General features: G+C 45.1%; 20 protein-coding genes. 12 read left to right on the forward strand and 8 right to left on the reverse strand.

Translation table 11 applies throughout. The features are described from left to right. Positions 1 to 149 precede the first annotated feature (149 nt). The 3 genes from ACFVAD_RS16940 to ACFVAD_RS16950 all read left to right on the forward strand — a co-directional run bounded on the left by ACFVAD_RS16940 (position 150) and on the right by ACFVAD_RS16950 (position 1,666). Complete coding sequence (locus ACFVAD_RS16940) at positions 150 to 1,019, forward strand: cation diffusion facilitator family transporter (RefSeq protein WP_386642601.1); 870 nt, start codon at positions 150 to 152, stop codon at positions 1,017 to 1,019. A gap of 101 nt (positions 1,020 to 1,120) precedes the next feature. Beyond that, positions 1,121 to 1,459 carry a hypothetical protein gene (locus ACFVAD_RS16945; RefSeq protein WP_386642604.1) on the forward strand — a complete coding sequence of 113 codons (339 nt, stop codon included), beginning with the start codon at positions 1,121 to 1,123 and terminating at the stop codon, positions 1,457 to 1,459. Positions 1,460 to 1,489: 30 nt separating this feature from the next. After that, entirely contained in the window at positions 1,490 to 1,666 is a 177-nt protein-coding gene (locus tag ACFVAD_RS16950; protein WP_386642606.1) for a twin-arginine translocase TatA/TatE family subunit, read from the forward strand. A gap of 46 nt (positions 1,667 to 1,712) precedes the next feature. On the opposite strand, the gene ACFVAD_RS16955 is transcribed toward ACFVAD_RS16950, so the two are convergent. From ACFVAD_RS16955 to ACFVAD_RS16970, 4 genes are all read right to left on the reverse strand, one after another. Continuing rightward, the gene (locus ACFVAD_RS16955) at positions 1,713 to 2,237 is read right to left on the reverse strand and encodes a GNAT family N-acetyltransferase (protein WP_386642609.1); all 525 of its coding nucleotides are present in this window, start codon (positions 2,235 to 2,237) and stop codon (positions 1,713 to 1,715) included. A gap of 6 nt (positions 2,238 to 2,243) precedes the next feature. Then, positions 2,244 to 2,558, reverse strand: a complete 315-nt coding sequence (locus ACFVAD_RS16960) for a YbjQ family protein (protein ID WP_386642612.1) — start codon at positions 2,556 to 2,558, stop codon at positions 2,244 to 2,246. Continuing rightward, positions 2,539 to 2,742, reverse strand: coding sequence for a hypothetical protein (locus tag ACFVAD_RS16965; RefSeq protein ID WP_386642615.1), 204 nt, complete (start codon positions 2,740 to 2,742; stop codon positions 2,539 to 2,541). The genes ACFVAD_RS16960 and ACFVAD_RS16965 overlap by 20 nt, the downstream gene beginning before the upstream one ends. A gap of 87 nt (positions 2,743 to 2,829) precedes the next feature. Next, positions 2,830 to 3,747: a bifunctional helix-turn-helix transcriptional regulator/GNAT family N-acetyltransferase gene (locus tag ACFVAD_RS16970; protein ID WP_386642617.1), complete on the reverse strand. Its 918-nt coding sequence runs from the start codon at positions 3,745 to 3,747 to the stop codon at positions 2,830 to 2,832. Positions 3,748 to 3,904: 157 nt separating this feature from the next. On the opposite strand from ACFVAD_RS16970, the gene ACFVAD_RS16975 reads away from it, so the two are divergent. The 4 genes from ACFVAD_RS16975 to ACFVAD_RS16990 all read left to right on the forward strand — a co-directional run bounded on the left by ACFVAD_RS16975 (position 3,905) and on the right by ACFVAD_RS16990 (position 7,063). Continuing rightward, positions 3,905 to 4,507: a TetR/AcrR family transcriptional regulator gene (locus tag ACFVAD_RS16975; RefSeq protein ID WP_386642619.1), complete on the forward strand. Its 603-nt coding sequence runs from the start codon at positions 3,905 to 3,907 to the stop codon at positions 4,505 to 4,507. 115 nt (positions 4,508 to 4,622) lie between these two features. Continuing rightward, positions 4,623 to 5,564, forward strand: a complete 942-nt coding sequence (locus ACFVAD_RS16980) for an ATP-binding cassette domain-containing protein (RefSeq protein WP_386642622.1) — start codon at positions 4,623 to 4,625, stop codon at positions 5,562 to 5,564. Beyond that, positions 5,561 to 6,337 (forward strand): ABC transporter permease, encoded by a 777-nt coding sequence (locus ACFVAD_RS16985; protein ID WP_386642625.1) that lies wholly within the window; start codon positions 5,561 to 5,563, stop codon positions 6,335 to 6,337. The genes ACFVAD_RS16980 and ACFVAD_RS16985 overlap by 4 nt, the downstream gene beginning before the upstream one ends. A 78-nt stretch (positions 6,338 to 6,415) precedes the next feature. Then, positions 6,416 to 7,063, forward strand: coding sequence for a spore coat protein (locus ACFVAD_RS16990; protein ID WP_386642628.1), 648 nt, complete (start codon positions 6,416 to 6,418; stop codon positions 7,061 to 7,063). 56 nt (positions 7,064 to 7,119) lie between these two features. Here the strand turns inward: ACFVAD_RS16990 and ACFVAD_RS16995 are convergent, their stop codons facing one another. After that, the gene (locus tag ACFVAD_RS16995; RefSeq protein WP_386642630.1) at positions 7,120 to 7,452 is read right to left on the reverse strand and encodes a YdeI/OmpD-associated family protein; all 333 of its coding nucleotides are present in this window, start codon (positions 7,450 to 7,452) and stop codon (positions 7,120 to 7,122) included. Positions 7,453 to 7,620: 168 nt separating this feature from the next. Here ACFVAD_RS16995 and ACFVAD_RS17000 point away from each other — a divergent pair, with 168 nt between their 5' ends. Beyond that, positions 7,621 to 8,397: a hypothetical protein gene (locus ACFVAD_RS17000; protein ID WP_386642633.1), complete on the forward strand. Its 777-nt coding sequence runs from the start codon at positions 7,621 to 7,623 to the stop codon at positions 8,395 to 8,397. Positions 8,398 to 8,418: 21 nt separating this feature from the next. Further along, the gene (locus ACFVAD_RS17005; RefSeq protein ID WP_386642636.1) at positions 8,419 to 8,634 is read left to right on the forward strand and encodes a hypothetical protein; all 216 of its coding nucleotides are present in this window, start codon (positions 8,419 to 8,421) and stop codon (positions 8,632 to 8,634) included. Between the two features lie 382 nt (positions 8,635 to 9,016). Here ACFVAD_RS17005 and ACFVAD_RS17010 read toward each other — a convergent pair whose 3' ends face one another. Beyond that, positions 9,017 to 9,607 (reverse strand): TetR/AcrR family transcriptional regulator, encoded by a 591-nt coding sequence (locus ACFVAD_RS17010; RefSeq protein WP_386642639.1) that lies wholly within the window; start codon positions 9,605 to 9,607, stop codon positions 9,017 to 9,019. An 87-nt stretch (positions 9,608 to 9,694) separates the two neighbouring features. On the opposite strand from ACFVAD_RS17010, the gene ACFVAD_RS17015 reads away from it, so the two are divergent. Then, on the forward strand, positions 9,695 to 10,246 hold the full coding sequence (locus ACFVAD_RS17015) for a hypothetical protein (RefSeq protein ID WP_386642642.1): 552 nt from the start codon (positions 9,695 to 9,697) through the stop codon (positions 10,244 to 10,246). A gap of 120 nt (positions 10,247 to 10,366) precedes the next feature. Continuing rightward, positions 10,367 to 12,064: a glutamine--tRNA ligase/YqeY domain fusion protein gene (locus ACFVAD_RS17020; protein ID WP_386642645.1), complete on the forward strand. Its 1,698-nt coding sequence runs from the start codon at positions 10,367 to 10,369 to the stop codon at positions 12,062 to 12,064. Positions 12,065 to 12,120: 56 nt separating this feature from the next. Here the strand turns inward: ACFVAD_RS17020 and ACFVAD_RS17025 are convergent, their stop codons facing one another. Then, the gene (locus ACFVAD_RS17025; protein ID WP_386642648.1) at positions 12,121 to 12,318 is read right to left on the reverse strand and encodes a hypothetical protein; all 198 of its coding nucleotides are present in this window, start codon (positions 12,316 to 12,318) and stop codon (positions 12,121 to 12,123) included. A gap of 419 nt (positions 12,319 to 12,737) precedes the next feature. Between ACFVAD_RS17025 and katG the strand changes: the two genes are divergently transcribed. Further along, a complete protein-coding gene (gene katG / locus ACFVAD_RS17030) occupies positions 12,738 to 14,924 on the forward strand; it encodes a catalase/peroxidase HPI (protein WP_386642650.1) in 2,187 nt (728 codons plus the stop codon). Between the two features lie 47 nt (positions 14,925 to 14,971). On the opposite strand, the gene ACFVAD_RS17035 is transcribed toward katG, so the two are convergent. Next, positions 14,972 to 15,430: a GNAT family N-acetyltransferase gene (locus ACFVAD_RS17035; protein WP_386642653.1), complete on the reverse strand. Its 459-nt coding sequence runs from the start codon at positions 15,428 to 15,430 to the stop codon at positions 14,972 to 14,974. Positions 15,431 to 15,458 lie beyond the last annotated feature (28 nt).

A 15,458-nucleotide genomic window follows, 5' to 3' on the forward strand; every position in this document is an offset into this window, starting at 1 on the left:
AAAGTCTTCCTAGGGTGCCTCTTTTTCCCTTTTCCAACAATATTTCTGTCCTCCTACATATATAAAAATGGGCAAAAAGGTTGCTCTAGACCCACCCGATTTCCTATTGGTATGATAGTCAAAGACCTTTAAGGGAGGCATTATATGAAATGGAACAGGAAAAATATCAGAATCTGAAGCTTGGCGAACGCGGGGCGATCATCAGTATCATCGCCTATCTTGTTCTGTCTGCCATAAAATTGTTTATCGGATACATAAGCGACTCCTCTGCACTCCGAGCGGATGGATTGAATAATGCAACGGATATAATAGCCTCTGTCGCCGTACTGATCGGCCTGAAGCTTGCACAAAGGCCACCTGATGATGATCATGCGTATGGCCATTGGAAAAGTGAAACGATCGCTTCCATGATTGCTTCCTTCATTATGTTTGCCGTAGGTATTCAAGTATTGGTGGACGGAATCAGTACGATATTCCAGGGCAGGAATGAGTCTCCGGATATGTTGGCCGGATATGTCGGCCTTGTCTCTGCGGTTGTCATGTATGGGGTATACCGCTATAACAAACGGTTGGCTCAAAAGATCGACAGCAAAGCAGTCATGGCTGCGGCCAAGGATAACATTTCCGATGCATGGGTCAGTATCGGGGCAAGCATCGGAATTATCGGTTCACAGTTCAACATGCCTTGGCTCGATACATTCACCGCCATCATTGTCGGCGGGATCATTTGTACGACAGCATGGGGCATCTTCCGGCAATCGTCCCATGAACTATCGGATGGATTTGATGAGAAGAAGCTGGCTTTTTACGAAAGTGTCATCCAGAAAGCGGACGGCGTGGAAGAGATCAAGGAACTCAAAGGGCGGAACTACGGCAATAATGAAGTGCTGGACGTAGTCATCCTCGTGAAACCTCACCTCGATATCAAAGAAGCCCATGACATCGCCACCTACGTCGAATCGATACTGATGAAAGAGCACGGCGTCTTCAGTGTCCATGTACATGTCGAGCCGCAATAATTACCAGGGTGCCTTAACAGGGTGCCTGGCCCCTATATTTATTGCGGTTATCGGATTATCAAGTATAATTTAGTGGAATCCATACGAAAGGAGGAAATACGATGAAGAAAGGGTTATTGCTGCCACTGATTGTTGCCATGGCATTTTTCTGGGGTTTCAAGCATGAAACTGCGATCAATCAGACGGGACACATTCTATCCAAAGTCTACATGGAAAACGAGCTGGCACTTGTTCAGCCTTCCAATGGCAATGATACGAATGGTTCTTCAGGCAAAAATGAAACTGCAGCGGTAAAACCAAAATGGCAGGTCTCCCCTATCCTTTCGATGCAAGTACTTCCTTCTTTTTCGCCGGGTGTATTTCCGCATGCCAGGTATTTCTTATCCCCTCATTTCCATCAATCCAACTATTTATCTTTCCACACATCCTTTTTAACCTGATAATCAAAAAGGAAAAGGAAGTGTACACATATGAACCTAGGTGTAGGTGAAATTGCAGTCATCCTGATTGTCGCCCTCCTCATCTTTGGCCCCAACAAGCTCCCTAAGCTCGGAAAAGCGGCAGGACAGGCGCTGTTTGAGTTCAAACGCGAGATGAAGGACATGATCGAGATGGATGATCCTGCTAAAAAGAAAAAGGAGCAATAAGTAAAAGCAAGGGAGCGTCCACTTTCGCTGGACGCTCCCTTGCTGACTATGAAGCCATCTTCTCTTTTTCAATATAAAAATAGATTAAACCATCCTTCGGTTCTTTTTCCTCATGAAAGCCTAACTTTCTTAGTAGTTGAAGCGACTTCCCATTCTCAGGTTCCACCGTGGCATCGATAGCATCGAATCCTGCTTCAAGGAAGCCGAATGCCATTACTTCTATCATCGCTTCAGTCATGAAGCCTTTACCCCAATGCGCCTTTGACAAATCGAAGCCTATTTCTGCTGTAACAACCTGATTCCATCTAATATAATGAAAGCCGATTGTCCCCAAGAAATTCCCGTCACCTTTATCAATCAGTCCCCATCTGCAACCTGAGTCCTCCTGATGATAGCGAATTATTTCCTCCGCTTCGTTTATATCTTTACATGGTTCAATATCCATGAATTCCGTGACATGGCAATCTGCAAAATGTTGATGCACTTCTTTGGAATGTTCCAAGGTTAGAATACGCAGATTCATTCTTTCCGTTTCCAAATCAGGAAACACCACGTTAATACTATTCAACATATTATCCTACTCCACCACAACCGCAGTTCCATAGGCAATGATCTCCGACGCATTCGCCATAATGCTTGAAGTCTCAAGACGTACGCAGATAATGGCGTTTGCATCTTTTCCCTTTGCGTCCTCTACCATTCTGGCAATTGCCTTCTGGCGTGCCTCTGTCATCATTTCCGTATATTCCTTGATTTCGCCGCCAACGATGGTTTTCAAGCCTGCGAGCAAGTCCTTGCCGATATGCTTGGACTGGACGGTATTACCTCGTACAAAGCCCTTCAATTCTTTGATTGCCTTGCCAGGTACCGTTTCAGTAGTCACTATAATCATTCTTGTCATCCTCCTCTTTTTCCTTGTCGCGTTCCACGATCAACACAATAAATAGCGCAACTATGGCCATTCCGTATAATATGTAAAAGATCACTGCAAGCATTACGTTAAAAAACAGAAGTACGATCCCGACAACCTGCCCAATTAACGCGACCGCCAAAAATAGCTTTTTGAGTTTCTCCATGTCTGCCATTTCCTCCCACCACCACTAATGTACCATAAAACGGAAATGTGCTCTTCCTTCATTTTTCGACAAAATCACTCTTCTGACCTATGAAAGCTCCACATCCCAGCGCTCCTCCTTCAATCGTGAGCCGGTCCACTGATCATTCTCCTTTTCCTCTGTCAGGACAAATCCATATTTTCCGTATAGATGGCGTGCTGCATTCAAAATATTTACCGTCCACAGGAATATACTTTGATACTCTTGATCTTTGCTGAACTGTATCGCTGTCTCCATCAATTTTTTGCCAATACCCAATCCGTGATAGCTTTCATCAAGGACAAACCATCTGAGCTGTGCTGTTTTTTCATCGAACCTTGTGATGGCAATAGAGCCTGCCACCTCTCCATCAACCTCTGCAACCCAAAGCTCACCGCCCTCATGGTCCATCATAAATTCGGAAAGTCCCTTCATCACATAATATTCAAAGAGCGGTCCAAAATTATAAGTATTTTTATAGAGTTTTCCATGCAGATGTGCGATATATCCTATATCACCAGCTTGATAGGGACGAATGATCACTTCAGGCTGTAGAGTTTCTCTTTTCAACAAAATGGATTCTATCGTTTTCATGGATTCTGTAAGCCTTGAAAGATTTCTGTCTGGAATCGTATGAAGCATGCTCTCTACTCCCTGATTTGCTTGTTCCACCAGCTCGGAGTATACTTTCTTCCCGTATTCGGTCAAGTAAAGAAGAAATTGGCGTTTATCCTCTGTGGCCTGTTTTTTCAAAATGATATTCTCTTCTTCCAAACGCTGAATCATTCTGCTCATATAACCACGGTCAATCCCCAGATCATCTCTTATCTCCGTAGCTGTACATTCACCCATGGTGCGGATTTCAGTAATCACACGTGCCTCGGTGAGAGAGAAAGGCTGATTGTATATTTCCTGATCGATCCTCCCCAGCACTTTCGCATACTCCCTGTTGAATTTTCTTACCTGCTCCACATATTGCTTTTTCACACTCTCGCCCTCCATTTATTATGAATATTCTCTCTTTTCAGTATACGAAAATTAGTTGACTTAATCAACCATGATATATCGGTTATGCCTCTTGCCTTTCCAATTGTCCAAGCGTACGATATGATAAATATAACGACAATTTAGGAGATTGAATGAAATGGCCCCATTAAATGAAGATCAGTTAGAGCAGATTCGCATAGAACGCAAAAACCAGATTATGGCTGCAGCTCTGAAGGTTTTTGCTGAAAATGGCCTGAAGCTTACAAAGATCAGTATGATTGCCAAGGAAGCCGGTATCAGCCACGGTCTGCTCTATCATTATTTCCAATCCAAAGAGGAGGTTCTCTACAATAGCCTCGAATGGGCCATGACCGGAACAGAAGAATTATTTGACCAGGTGAATAATCTGAATGCCTCCCCCAAGGAAAGAATAAAGCATTTCCTCAAGATTGCCTTTACAGAGGGGAACAGTGACGTGTTTCGAGTCATTCAGCATACGATAAGAGCTAACAGCCCGATTCCGGAACCTGTTAAGATACTTATTGATACATCATCCGCCGAGTATATCAAGCAGCTGTTCCCTCTATTTGCCCAAGCTCAGGAACACGGGGAATTCATCCTAGGAGATACTCAGGAGCTGCTGGAGCTATTCCTTACTATCGTTTCAGGCATCATGATGGAAGGCGACCTGGAATGGTGGAAGAATAATATGGACCGAAAAATTGACCTGCTCCTCAGAATGTTCACTACAAAAGAATAGCATGAACGGATACACCCACTTCTTGTCCCCTAAATTTTGTATTGACAATTGGTGGGTGCCGCTTTATTCTAAGATTGACTGAACCGTTCAATCAAAAATAAAGGAGGGAATATTCATGCAAGGACCGATTATCCAAGTAAAGGGGCTTAGAAAGTCCTATGGAAAAACTAACGTTTTAAATGGTCTTTCATTTCAGGTAGAGCCGGGAACCATTTTTGCATTGCTTGGGGAAAATGGGGCAGGGAAGACAACCACTGTTCGGATTTTATCTACTTTAATCACCGCTGATGAAGGAGCCGCCACCATTGCCGGTAACGATTGCAGACGGGATGCCGACTTGATTAGAAAACGAATAAGTATGACTGGGCAGTATGCAGCGGTAGATGAACTCCTTACTGGGGAAGAGAATCTTTATATGATGGGCCGACTGTATCGTCTGGATTCCAAGATGGCGAAAAAGAGAACAGCAGAGTTGCTTGATGAGTTTGATTTGACCGATGCTGCGAAAAAGCCTGCCAAATCCTATTCAGGAGGCATGCGCCGAAAATTGGACATCGCCATCAGCCTGATTGCGTCCCCATCCATCATATTCCTGGATGAACCCACTACAGGCCTTGATCCACGAAGCAGATTGAATATGTGGCATCATATCAAAGCTCTTGCCAAATCTGGTGTTACCATATTTCTCACGACACAGTATTTGGATGAGGCCGACATGCTTGCAGACAAAATCGCTGTTCTTGATGGTGGGAAAATCATTGTGGAAGGTACAGCCGAAGAGCTGAAGCGTTCGGTCGGTCAGGAGAAAATAGAATTGGGCTTTTTTGAACTAGAGGTTTCACGAAAAGCACAGGAGCTTCTTCAAGGGCATCTGGATGAATCGAACTGCACCCTCTCCATTGCGTCCGATGATTGTTCCACCTTCCTTCGTCCCATCTTGAATACCTTACATGCACAAGGGATAGAACCTACTTCCATTCGTATCCGAAAACCGACTCTGGACGATGTATTCCTGGAGTTCACCGGAAAACCCAATAAGGAGGTTGTCTGCCAATGACCCGAACTATCATTACTTTTTCATTCAGGGAGAGCCTGATCCTGTTCCAACGGAATTTGAAGCATATCTTCCGTAACCCCGAATCCCTCATGATAAGCATGTTTTTGCCGGTCATGCTGATGCTGCTTTTTGTATTTGTGTTTGGAGGGGCCATTCAAACCGGTACTGAGTATGTCAATTACATTGTTCCAGGCATTATCGTTACCTGTGTCGGATATGGCAGCTCCATGACAGCAACAAGTGTCTGCCAGGATATGGTCGGTGGGCTCTTTGACCGTTTCCGCAGTATGCCAATCCGTCCCTCTTCTCTACTATTTGGCCATGTAGCAGGTAGCTTTGTACGTAATGCCATCAGCTCTACGCTCGTGATCTGCGTGGCCATATTGACCGGATTCCGTCCGGACGCTACTTTCGTGGAATGGATTTGGGTCATATTATTGCTTTGTCTGTTTCTGTTTTCGATCTCCTGGTTGTCTGTCGTTTTTGGACTGTTGGCCAAGAATATAGAAACAGCCAGTGCCTTTTCATTTGGCATCATGTTCCTGCCTTACATCAGCAGTGCATTTGTACCGACAGAAACGATGCCTTCGTGGCTACATCCCTTTGCGGAATATCAGCCGATGACTCCCCTGATCGATACACTGAGAGGCCTGCTTATTGGCACATACATCGGGGAAAGCGCCTGGTTATCCGTCCTATGGTTTTGCGCACTTCTTACTGTTTCCTTCGTCCTCGCAAACCTTATCTTCATTCGGAGGGGCAGAACAGGCTAATTTTAGGTTCACTTACATGAAAAATGCTTTGCCGGTTCAAGATAAGCTGGTATGAAACTTCTATTGGAGGGAATAACGATGCAAAATCAAATGAATCAGCAAGGCCAACCTCAGAACCAGATGCCCCCTGCCCAGCCGGTAAACCAAACGGGCGTCAGCACCAATCATGGTGGCCATGAATTGTATGATGCCCATGAGGTTATTGCCGGCATCATCAGTATGCTCGATCAGTACCAGATGTACGACCAGCATACAAAGGACCCTGAACTGAAGGATATTCTGCACCGCCAATCTGCATTCGTGACGCAGATGTACAATACAATTGTTGAAAGCTTTAACACCGGCCAGAAGCCATCTGTTTCCACACAGGTTTATAACATGACACAAAACCATGATCAGGTGGTATACGGTATCAAGCCCTCACAGCCGAAAAAGCCAAACACGTCTGTACAGGATCTCTCAGACAATGGCCTATCCGCCTATATGCTCGGCCATACAAAAGGCTTGGCCACCCTGCTTGCCATGACTGCACTTGAAATGACCAATCCCGTATTGCGTCGCGTCATTGCCGACAGCGTGCCGAACTTTATTGAAATGAGCTATGAGATATTCCTCTATCAGAACAAGCACGAGTACTATCAGGTCCCGCAACTGAATATGCAGGATATGAATGTAATGCTGCAGAGCTATACGACGGTGCCGAATCAAGGAAATCTGCCGCATTAAAAAAAGAGGTATCTGGAAATCATACATTCCGGATACCTCCTTTTTGCTGAACAAAATTATTTACTCTGTCTCCGGTACAAATCGATCGACTTGTAACCTTCCCCAATGATTGTTTCCATTTCAAGCAGCCGCTTCTCCTGCGTCTCTTTTCGTTTGGCACTGTACACATAGCGTGCCCAGTCCTTCTGGTAGCCATAGGTGAGTTCGTTGTATGCCCTTAATATAGCCTCATTGTTATTCAGATGTGCCCGGATATCATCAATATGTACAATATAGTCGTCCACACACTGGCTCTTCTTCGTGCTCTCCGCCTTTTTCGTTTTCTTGGGAGCCGCCTTCAGACCCACTACCGTAAATACCTCATCATTCTTATGTTCCCTTTTGGACAACAGCCAATCTGTTAAACAATCAAATTGGGTATTTCTGCAGATTACAAATCGGGATGGGTCTTCTATTATAAAATGGGCAGAAATTTATCTACACGTGGGATTTTTTTACATCATAACGGGTAAAGAACAAAAGTGTTCAATACATTTTGAAAGGAAGAGATACTGCCTATGGTCGCTATCATGATTATTATCTTTACCCTCCCATTCATCTGGATCGTATGGTCGCTTATGGATGTGAAAAACGGGAAAAGGGAAAAAGCGGAGTGGAAAAAGCCGATGCTGCTTCTGCTTGTTTTAATCCTGTTATCCGGAATCGCCAATTTCTACTTCTATCAAACATACAATCTTTCCATCTTTCCCAACATACACGATTTGACGATCGGGCTAATTGTTACAGGGAGCATCGTACTGATTCTGACCCTGATCAATTTATTTGTTTCATTTTTGCATCGCGGCATGCCAAAGGAAGTACATAATCCCAATGCGGTTTGGGCGTTTACCGGTTCTTTAGGGCTCGTATTTCTTCTATTGTTCGCATGGATCCTGCCTTTTAGTGAGAAGGCGAACTATGTCCTGAATATCGAGGCCGCCATGAATGAAATAGAAGCATCCGAGCAGGAAGAGGAAATGACAGTCCTACTCCTCGAGTCGACGAAGGATTGCATGAGCGATTGCACAGACTATGAATATGACAATATCTTTTTTGTAAAAAACAACCTGGACGAAGAAAAGGAAGTTCAGGTGAAGATCCGGGCCTTGAATAAGGATAGCGAAGAAATGAAAGTAATCGATTCGCTTGTGATGAAAATCGGCCCGAATGAGCTCAAAGTGGTGGAAACAGAGGAAACCATCGATAAGACGAGCGTCTGGAGCAAGTATTCCTTCAAGACCGACGAGCGGACAGTCTATTATGACTCGATGTTCCGGTTTCGCGATCCTGAATAACCATAAGGGGGGAAGGATACTATGAAAGCATTGTATCGAGCATCGGGTTGTCTAGTCGTGGTGGGCAATTTTTTTAGCGGAATTATTTTTGCCGTGATAGGTTTGATTACTGCAATCACTACATATCACTATTTCTTAATCGAGTTTAATCTTCTCTACGCCTTATTCTTTCTTTTCTCAACAGTAGTGTCTTGGGCTGTCAGCTATTTTTCATTCAGGCATCCTAAGGAAGAATAGAAAACAAGAAAACACCCCCAGCGGAAAACAAACTAAAGGGTTCCATTTTCGAGTTCAAGAAGGTTCGCACTTATCGGTTGGGAGATCAGGCTAAGTATTAGAGCTGATAAATTGACGGAGAAATTCCGCTTAATTAGTAATTACCATTAAAAAAGGCTGAAATAGGCGGAGAAATTCCGCCTATTGACTCGAAAAATTAGAAAATGAGGGTTTTTGGTGTGCATAAGCGGAAAAACTTCCCTTATTATCCCTGAAACAAGCTATATTCTGCATTTAACCGGAAATTCTCCGCTTATTTTACTTTTGCTGTTCCTTCGAAACTGTCAAGCACCTCAAAACGGAACGGTTTACAAGCAAGCTGGTTTTTTTGTTCTAAAACAATTCATCGGCAAATCGATTTCATGTAGTGCCTGATGCTGTTTCTCATGACCTCTGCATTCACCTCATCCGGCTGCATGATACCGTGGAGGGCAAGGCCGTCGAGAAGCGAGTACAATATTTCGATTTGTGCGTCCCGGTCCATTTTTTCTTGTGCAAGACCTTTTTCTATCAGCGTATCAATGATAAGGCTTACGGCCATTTTCATTTCCGCATAGACCCGGGAGCTTAATTCATATAGGGTGGTATCCGAAAGTGCTTTGATCGTGAACGCCATCCATACCTCCATTTCCGCACTTTTTTCTTCGTCCAGCGGTAAAAATTCATAGAGCAGCTTCTCTGCATCATCGAGAGGCTCTCCAGTAAATCTCAAACGGGCGATTCGTTCTTTCACCCGCTCCGATACAAGGCTCATCGAAAATGCAAGCAGCTCCGACTGAGTCCCGAAGTAATGCCGGAGCGAGCCGGCAGATACACCCGCTTCCTCGGCAATCTTTCGTACAGTGGCTCCCTCCATCCCTTCCTTTCTAATGATTCTCCATACAGCTTCTGCAACTAATTGTTTTTGTTTTTCATGATCTACTATTTTTGGCATGTATATATTGTATCACATATTGCCTTTTTTAATACAGTTGTGTTATTATCTTTTTAACACACTTGTATTAAAAAGGAGCGGTTAGAAATGATTGGTTGGCTTATCATTGCATGTGAAATTGGTTTTTGGATTTTTATTCTTCTTGGTTTAGTGTCGAGATACATTTTAAAATGGAGAAAAACAGGTATCGTGCTGTTGGCAGGTACCCCAGTCATAGACCTTGTCCTGATTGTGGCAACCATCATCGATCTGAAAAACGGCCAGCAAGCCTCTTCCATCCACGGGTTAGCGGCTATTTACATCGGGATAACCGTTGCCTTTGGAAAAAGTATGATTCGCTGGGCGGATGAACGCTTTGCATACCGTTTTTCAAATGGTCCAAAACCGCAAAAGAAAATCAACCACGGACCTATACATGCTAAAAAGGAACGCAATGGCTGGTTTCGCCACCTTCTCGGCTGGGTAGTCGGAAATGCCTTTTTATTGGGGATGATCCTGTTTGTAGGAGATGCAGAGCGTACAGAGGAATTAGTCAATGTAATGAGAATGTGGGCTTTGATTCTCGGGGCAGATTTCCTTTACAGCTTCAGCTTTACCCTTTTCCCGAAGAAAGAGCCGGTAAACGCGGATAGAAGTTGACAGAATGCCTCCTTATAAGCTTTTGCGCCTCCCATATCTTGTGATACAATATTGACTATCATAAGTGTGGGGGAAATCGTGAAAGCTTCCTCAACATCCAAATAAGGAAGGTTGAAAAACTTGGAACATTCTAACTTCATTAAAAATATCATAAAAGAGGATCTGGAATCAGGTAAACGGAACCATGTGATCACCCGTTTCCCTCCGGAGCCGAACGGTTACTTACATATCGGACATGCCAAGAGCATCGTCATCAACTTCGATCTTGCAGATGAATTCAACGGAAAAACGAATCTGCGCTTTGATGACACCAACCCTTTAAAGGAAGATACGGAATACGTTGAAGCAATAAAAGAAGACGTTAAATGGCTCGGATATGATTGGGACGGACTATTCTTCGCTTCGGATTACTTTGAAGAAATGTACAACAGAGCAGTTCTTCTTATCAATAAAGGAAAGGCATATGTCGATGACCTTTCTCCGGACGACATCCGTGCATACCGCGGAACCTTGAAAGAGCCTGGAAAAGACAGCCCGTACCGCACACGTTCAATCGAGGAGAATCTGGATCTTTTCGAGCGCATGCGCAACGGTGAATTCGGAAACGGCGAAAAGGTACTGCGTGCAAAAATTGATATGAAATCCCCTAACATCAATTTGCGCGACCCGGTCATCTACCGCATTTCTCACGCCACACACCATAATACGGGAGATAAATGGTGCATCTATCCGATGTATGCATTCGCCCACCCGATCGAGGATGCAATCGAGGACGTGACGCACTCCATCTGTACGATTGAGTTTGAAGACCAGCGTCCCCTTTACAACTGGGTGGTGGAAGAGACGGAAATGGCAGCCACGCCACAACAGATCGAATTCGGCCGTTTGAACGTTACCAATGCGGTAATGAGTAAACGTAAACTGAAGAAGCTGGTCGATGAAGGCTTTGTCGATGGCTGGGATGACCCTCGTATGCCAACGATCTCCGGCCTGCGCCGAAAAGGCTACACACCGGAAGCAATCCGTGCATTCGTCCGTGAAACAGGTGTTTCAAAAGGATCCGGCTTTGTTGATTCCCAGATGCTCGATTTCTTCATTCGCGAGGACTTGAAGCTGAAGGCCCCGCGTACCATGGGAATCCTTCGTCCTTTAAAAGTGGTGATCACCAACTATCCGGAAGGCCAAGTGGAAATGCTGGATGCGGAAATCAACCCGGAAAATCCGGAAATGGGCACAAGACAGATTCCATTCGGGAGAGAAATCTACATTGAGCAGGATGATTTCATGGAAGACCCACCAAAGAAATATTTCCGCCTCTTCCCTGGCAATGAGGTCCGCCTGAAGCATGCATATTTCATCAAGTGCGAGGATTTCATCAAAGACGAAGACGGCAATGTCGTGGAGATCCACTGTACGTACGACCCGGAAACAAAGAGCGGTACAGGCTTTACCGGGCGTAAAGTAAAAGGCACCCTCCACTGGGTGGAAGCAACACAGGCCGTACCGGCAGAATTCCGCCTGTTTGAGCCATTGCTTCTGGATGAAGAGCCAGAAGAAGCGGAAGTGAAGGATGTAGCAGATGTAGAAGCAAATGATGATGCAGCTGTGGAATCGGAAAAAACCTTCCTTGACCATGTCAATCCGAACTCCCTTCAAGTGATGAACGGCTTTGTGGAGCCTAATATGAAAGGTGTCGAGCCTCAAGACAAGTTCCAATTCTTCAGACACGGCTACTTTAATGTGGATCCTAAGCTTACAACCAAGGACCAAATCGTGTTTAATGAGATTGTTTCATTGAAGAGTTCGTTTAAATTATAGAATGAAAGGCCCCTGTTCAAAGACAGGGGCCTTTTTATGCTGCGCTTATATACTTGTCACACAATCCATTTTAAATAAATGAAAAAGCCGACGATGATGATGATAAATAACACCATATAAATGAGGGTGAGCCGGGTAACATTTCCCTTTGTTTCATTTTGATATTCTTTGTCCCCGCTTCCCGCTATCTGGATGGTGGCAAAAAGCCCCCCTAATAAAACTAGTACACCTAGAATACCTAAAGCTAACATCATTTTCTCTCTCTCCAATCGGATATTGTTTCTATCTTGAACGTTAGCTTATTTGTGGTGGTTTTTCAATAAAATTAGCTTGGATTCTATCAAAAGTTAGATGAGCATACATTTATTTCGTTTATTCAGCGGGCCTTTTCCTTGTTCTCTACTTTCCCATCAGGAGTAGTTTCTTCTATACTTTTAACTATTATGGTATAAAAACCTATTTTAAAGTTATCTTATTATTAGTAGTAGCACAGCCACTTTTTTGTAATTTACAATGATCATTAAAAATATTCTGTATATTCCTTTTTATTTTGACGATTATTTAATATAATTACAATGTAAGAATTGGTGTTGTCTCTATTTGCAATTTCGTACGTTGAAAGGCATGAATGTTTGCTGTTTACTCTTCTCAAAACAGAAAGGGGAAAAAATGTATGAGCAATGAGAACGTTGGAAAGTGCCCATTTACGGGTGAAAGTGGTTCTGAAAAACCGATTAGAGGGACGAAAAACAAGGACTGGTGGCCGAATCAGCTTGATCTGAATGTGCTTCACCAGCATGACACGAAGACAAACCCGCTCGGGGAAGATTTTAATTATGCAGAGGAATTTCAAAAGCTGGATTATGCCGGCCTGAAGCAGGACCTGCACAATCTGATGACAGACAGTCAGGATTGGTGGCCAGCGGACTACGGTCATTACGGGCCGTTCTTCATCCGGATGTCATGGCACGCTGCTGGTACATACCGTCAGGCGGATGGCCGCGGAGGCGGCGGAAGCGGCTCCCAGCGTTTTGCTCCTCTTAACAGCTGGCCGGACAATGGGAACCTGGACAAGGCCCGTCGTCTTCTTTGGCCGATAAAAAAGAAATATGGCAACAAGCTGTCCTGGGCAGACCTGCTCGTCTTTGCCGGGAATGTTGCTATTGAATCCATGGGTGGAAAGACGATCGGATTTGGCGGCGGCCGTGAGGATATCTGGCACCCTGAAGAGGACGTGAACTGGGGTCCGGAGAAGGAATGGCTTGGTGATAACCGCTATTCCGGTGAGCGTGACCTCGAGAATCCGCTTGCTGCTGTGCAGATGGGCTTGATCTATGTAAATCCGGAGGGTCCAAACGGAAAGCCTGATCCAGTTGCTAGTGCCAGAGATATCCGCGATACCTTCAAGCGCATGGGTATGAACGATGAGGAAACCGTGGCACTCACTGCCGGCGGCCACACCTTCGGAAAGGCACACGGCGCCGGTGACCCGTCTCATGTGACAGAAGAGCCGGAAGGAGCAGGCATTGAACATCAGGGCTTCGGCTGGAAGAGCACACATGAAACCGGCCATGGGGCTTTCACCATCACAAGCGGGATTGAAGGTGCATGGACCCCGACCCCGACTCAATGGGATATGAGCTATTTTGATATGCTGTTAGGCTATGAATGGGAGCTGACGAAGAGCCCAGCTGGCGCCTATCAGTGGGCTCCGATCGATCCTGATGAAGATCACCTGGCTCCAGACGCCCACGATCCGTCCAAGAAAGTAAAAACGATGATGACGACAGCGGACATGGCGATGCGCATGGATCCGGAATATGAAAAAATTTCTCGCCGCTTCTATGAGAATCCGGACGAGTTTGCCGATGCCTTCGCACGCGCATGGTTTAAGCTCCTTCACCGTGATATGGGACCGCGCGACAGATACCTTGGTCCGGAAGTGCCAGAAGAAGAGTTCATTTGGCAGGATCCTGTCCCGAAGGTTGACTACACTTTGACCGATGCTGAAATTGAAGATCTCAAAGGGAAACTTTTGAATTGCGGTCTCTCTGTCAGCGAGCTTGTGAAAACTGCTTGGGCTTCTGCCAGCACCTATCGCCATTCAGACAAGCGCGGCGGCGCAAATGGTGCCCGTGTACGTCTTTCCCCGCAAAAGGACTGGGAAGCAAACGAACCAGAACAGCTTGCTAAGGCCATTAATGTTTTAGAAGATTTGCAACAAAGCCTCGACAAGCCCGTCAGCCTTGCCGATTTGATCGTCCTTGGCGGAAGTGCAGCCGTTGAGAAAGCTGCAAAGGATGCCGGCTTTGATGTTAAAGTTCCGTTTACACCAGGTCGCGGTGATGCCACTCAGGATCAAACGGACGAAGAAAACTTTGAAGTGCTTGAGCCTGTGTCGGACGCATTCCGTAACTACCATAAGAAAGACTATTACTTGAAGCCGGAAGAGTTCATGGTGGACAAAGCCCAACTCATGGACCTTTCTGCAAAAGAATTGACTGTTCTCATCGGAGGGTTGCGTGTGCTTGGTGCCAACCACGGCAACACCAAGCACGGCGTCTTCACCGAACGGGTAGGTACGCTCACAAATGATTTCTTTGTGACCTTACTTGATATGGGCGTGGAATGGAAGCCTGTTGAAGGTGAAGGCTACTACGAAGCACGTGATCGCCGTACAGGCGAACTCGTCCGTACCGGTACAAGAGTAGACCTCGTATTCGGTTCCCACTCCGTCCTCCGCGCACTCGTCGAAGTGTACGCGCAAGACGATAGCCAGGAGAAGTTTGTGAAGGACTTTGTGGCTGCATGGGTGAAAGTGATGGATGCAGATCGTTATGATGTGAAAGTGAAAAAATAATGCAAAAAAATCCGGATGGGGTTATGGCCCTTCATCCGGATTTTCTGTTATTTGGCGGTCCCTTTTTCATAAAGCTTGATCGATCCACCGCCTGCTCCATATACAATACCGCTATTTTTCCAGCCGTACTTCTCATAATAATTTTCTATATCTGTTGTGAGGTATAGATTCTCATAGCCTTTTTCTGCCGCCACGCTTAATCCGTGATCCAAAAGCTTTGCACCTATCCCCTTCCCCCTATGCTCCTCAGCCACATAAAGGCAAGCCAACCATGGACACAGATCCTGACGGCTATTCAAATCATTTCTTAACATGGCATACGTACCGATGATCTCTCCCTCTTCAACTGCCACATAAAATCTTGGTATATCAGATGAGGTTGTAGCTGAATGGAGTATCGCATCTTCATAAAACTTAAAGTTCTCCTCACTTCCCCACTGCTGCCAAAATACTTGGATTGCCTTATCCAATAGTTGACCCTTGTCTCTTAGTTCGATAATTTCCATTGTTATGCCCCATCCTGTCTTGTATTAA

It is taken from the genome of Sutcliffiella sp. NPDC057660 (assembly GCF_042800035.1).
Taxonomy (GTDB): Bacteria; Bacillota; Bacilli; order Bacillales; family Bacillaceae_I; genus Sutcliffiella_A.

Bases quoted from the DNA above. Each gene is read 5' to 3' on its own strand.
- ACFVAD_RS16980 (WP_386642622.1), top strand. From the start codon at position 4,623: ATGCAAGGACCGATTATCCAAGTAAAGGGGCTTAGAAAGTCCTATGGA.
- ACFVAD_RS16965 (WP_386642615.1), bottom strand. From the start codon at position 2,742: ATGGAGAAACTCAAAAAGCTATTTTTGGCGGTCGCGTTAATTGGGCAG.
- ACFVAD_RS16975 (WP_386642619.1), top strand. From the start codon at position 3,905: ATGGCCCCATTAAATGAAGATCAGTTAGAGCAGATTCGCATAGAACGC.
- ACFVAD_RS17000 (WP_386642633.1), top strand. From the start codon at position 7,621: ATGGTCGCTATCATGATTATTATCTTTACCCTCCCATTCATCTGGATC.
- ACFVAD_RS16950 (WP_386642606.1), top strand. From the start codon at position 1,490: ATGAACCTAGGTGTAGGTGAAATTGCAGTCATCCTGATTGTCGCCCTC.
- ACFVAD_RS16955 (WP_386642609.1), bottom strand. From the start codon at position 2,237: ATGTTGAATAGTATTAACGTGGTGTTTCCTGATTTGGAAACGGAAAGA.
- ACFVAD_RS16985 (WP_386642625.1), top strand. From the start codon at position 5,561: ATGACCCGAACTATCATTACTTTTTCATTCAGGGAGAGCCTGATCCTG.
- ACFVAD_RS17015 (WP_386642642.1), top strand. From the start codon at position 9,695: ATGATTGGTTGGCTTATCATTGCATGTGAAATTGGTTTTTGGATTTTT.
- ACFVAD_RS17005 (WP_386642636.1), top strand. From the start codon at position 8,419: ATGAAAGCATTGTATCGAGCATCGGGTTGTCTAGTCGTGGTGGGCAAT.
- ACFVAD_RS16990 (WP_386642628.1), top strand. From the start codon at position 6,416: ATGCAAAATCAAATGAATCAGCAAGGCCAACCTCAGAACCAGATGCCC.
- ACFVAD_RS16940 (WP_386642601.1), top strand. From the start codon at position 150: ATGGAACAGGAAAAATATCAGAATCTGAAGCTTGGCGAACGCGGGGCG.
- ACFVAD_RS17035 (WP_386642653.1), bottom strand. From the start codon at position 15,430: ATGGAAATTATCGAACTAAGAGACAAGGGTCAACTATTGGATAAGGCA.
- ACFVAD_RS16945 (WP_386642604.1), top strand. From the start codon at position 1,121: ATGAAGAAAGGGTTATTGCTGCCACTGATTGTTGCCATGGCATTTTTC.
- ACFVAD_RS17010 (WP_386642639.1), bottom strand. From the start codon at position 9,607: ATGCCAAAAATAGTAGATCATGAAAAACAAAAACAATTAGTTGCAGAA.
- ACFVAD_RS16960 (WP_386642612.1), bottom strand. From the start codon at position 2,558: ATGATTATAGTGACTACTGAAACGGTACCTGGCAAGGCAATCAAAGAA.
- ACFVAD_RS17025 (WP_386642648.1), bottom strand. From the start codon at position 12,318: ATGATGTTAGCTTTAGGTATTCTAGGTGTACTAGTTTTATTAGGGGGG.
- katG (WP_386642650.1), top strand. From the start codon at position 12,738: ATGAGCAATGAGAACGTTGGAAAGTGCCCATTTACGGGTGAAAGTGGT.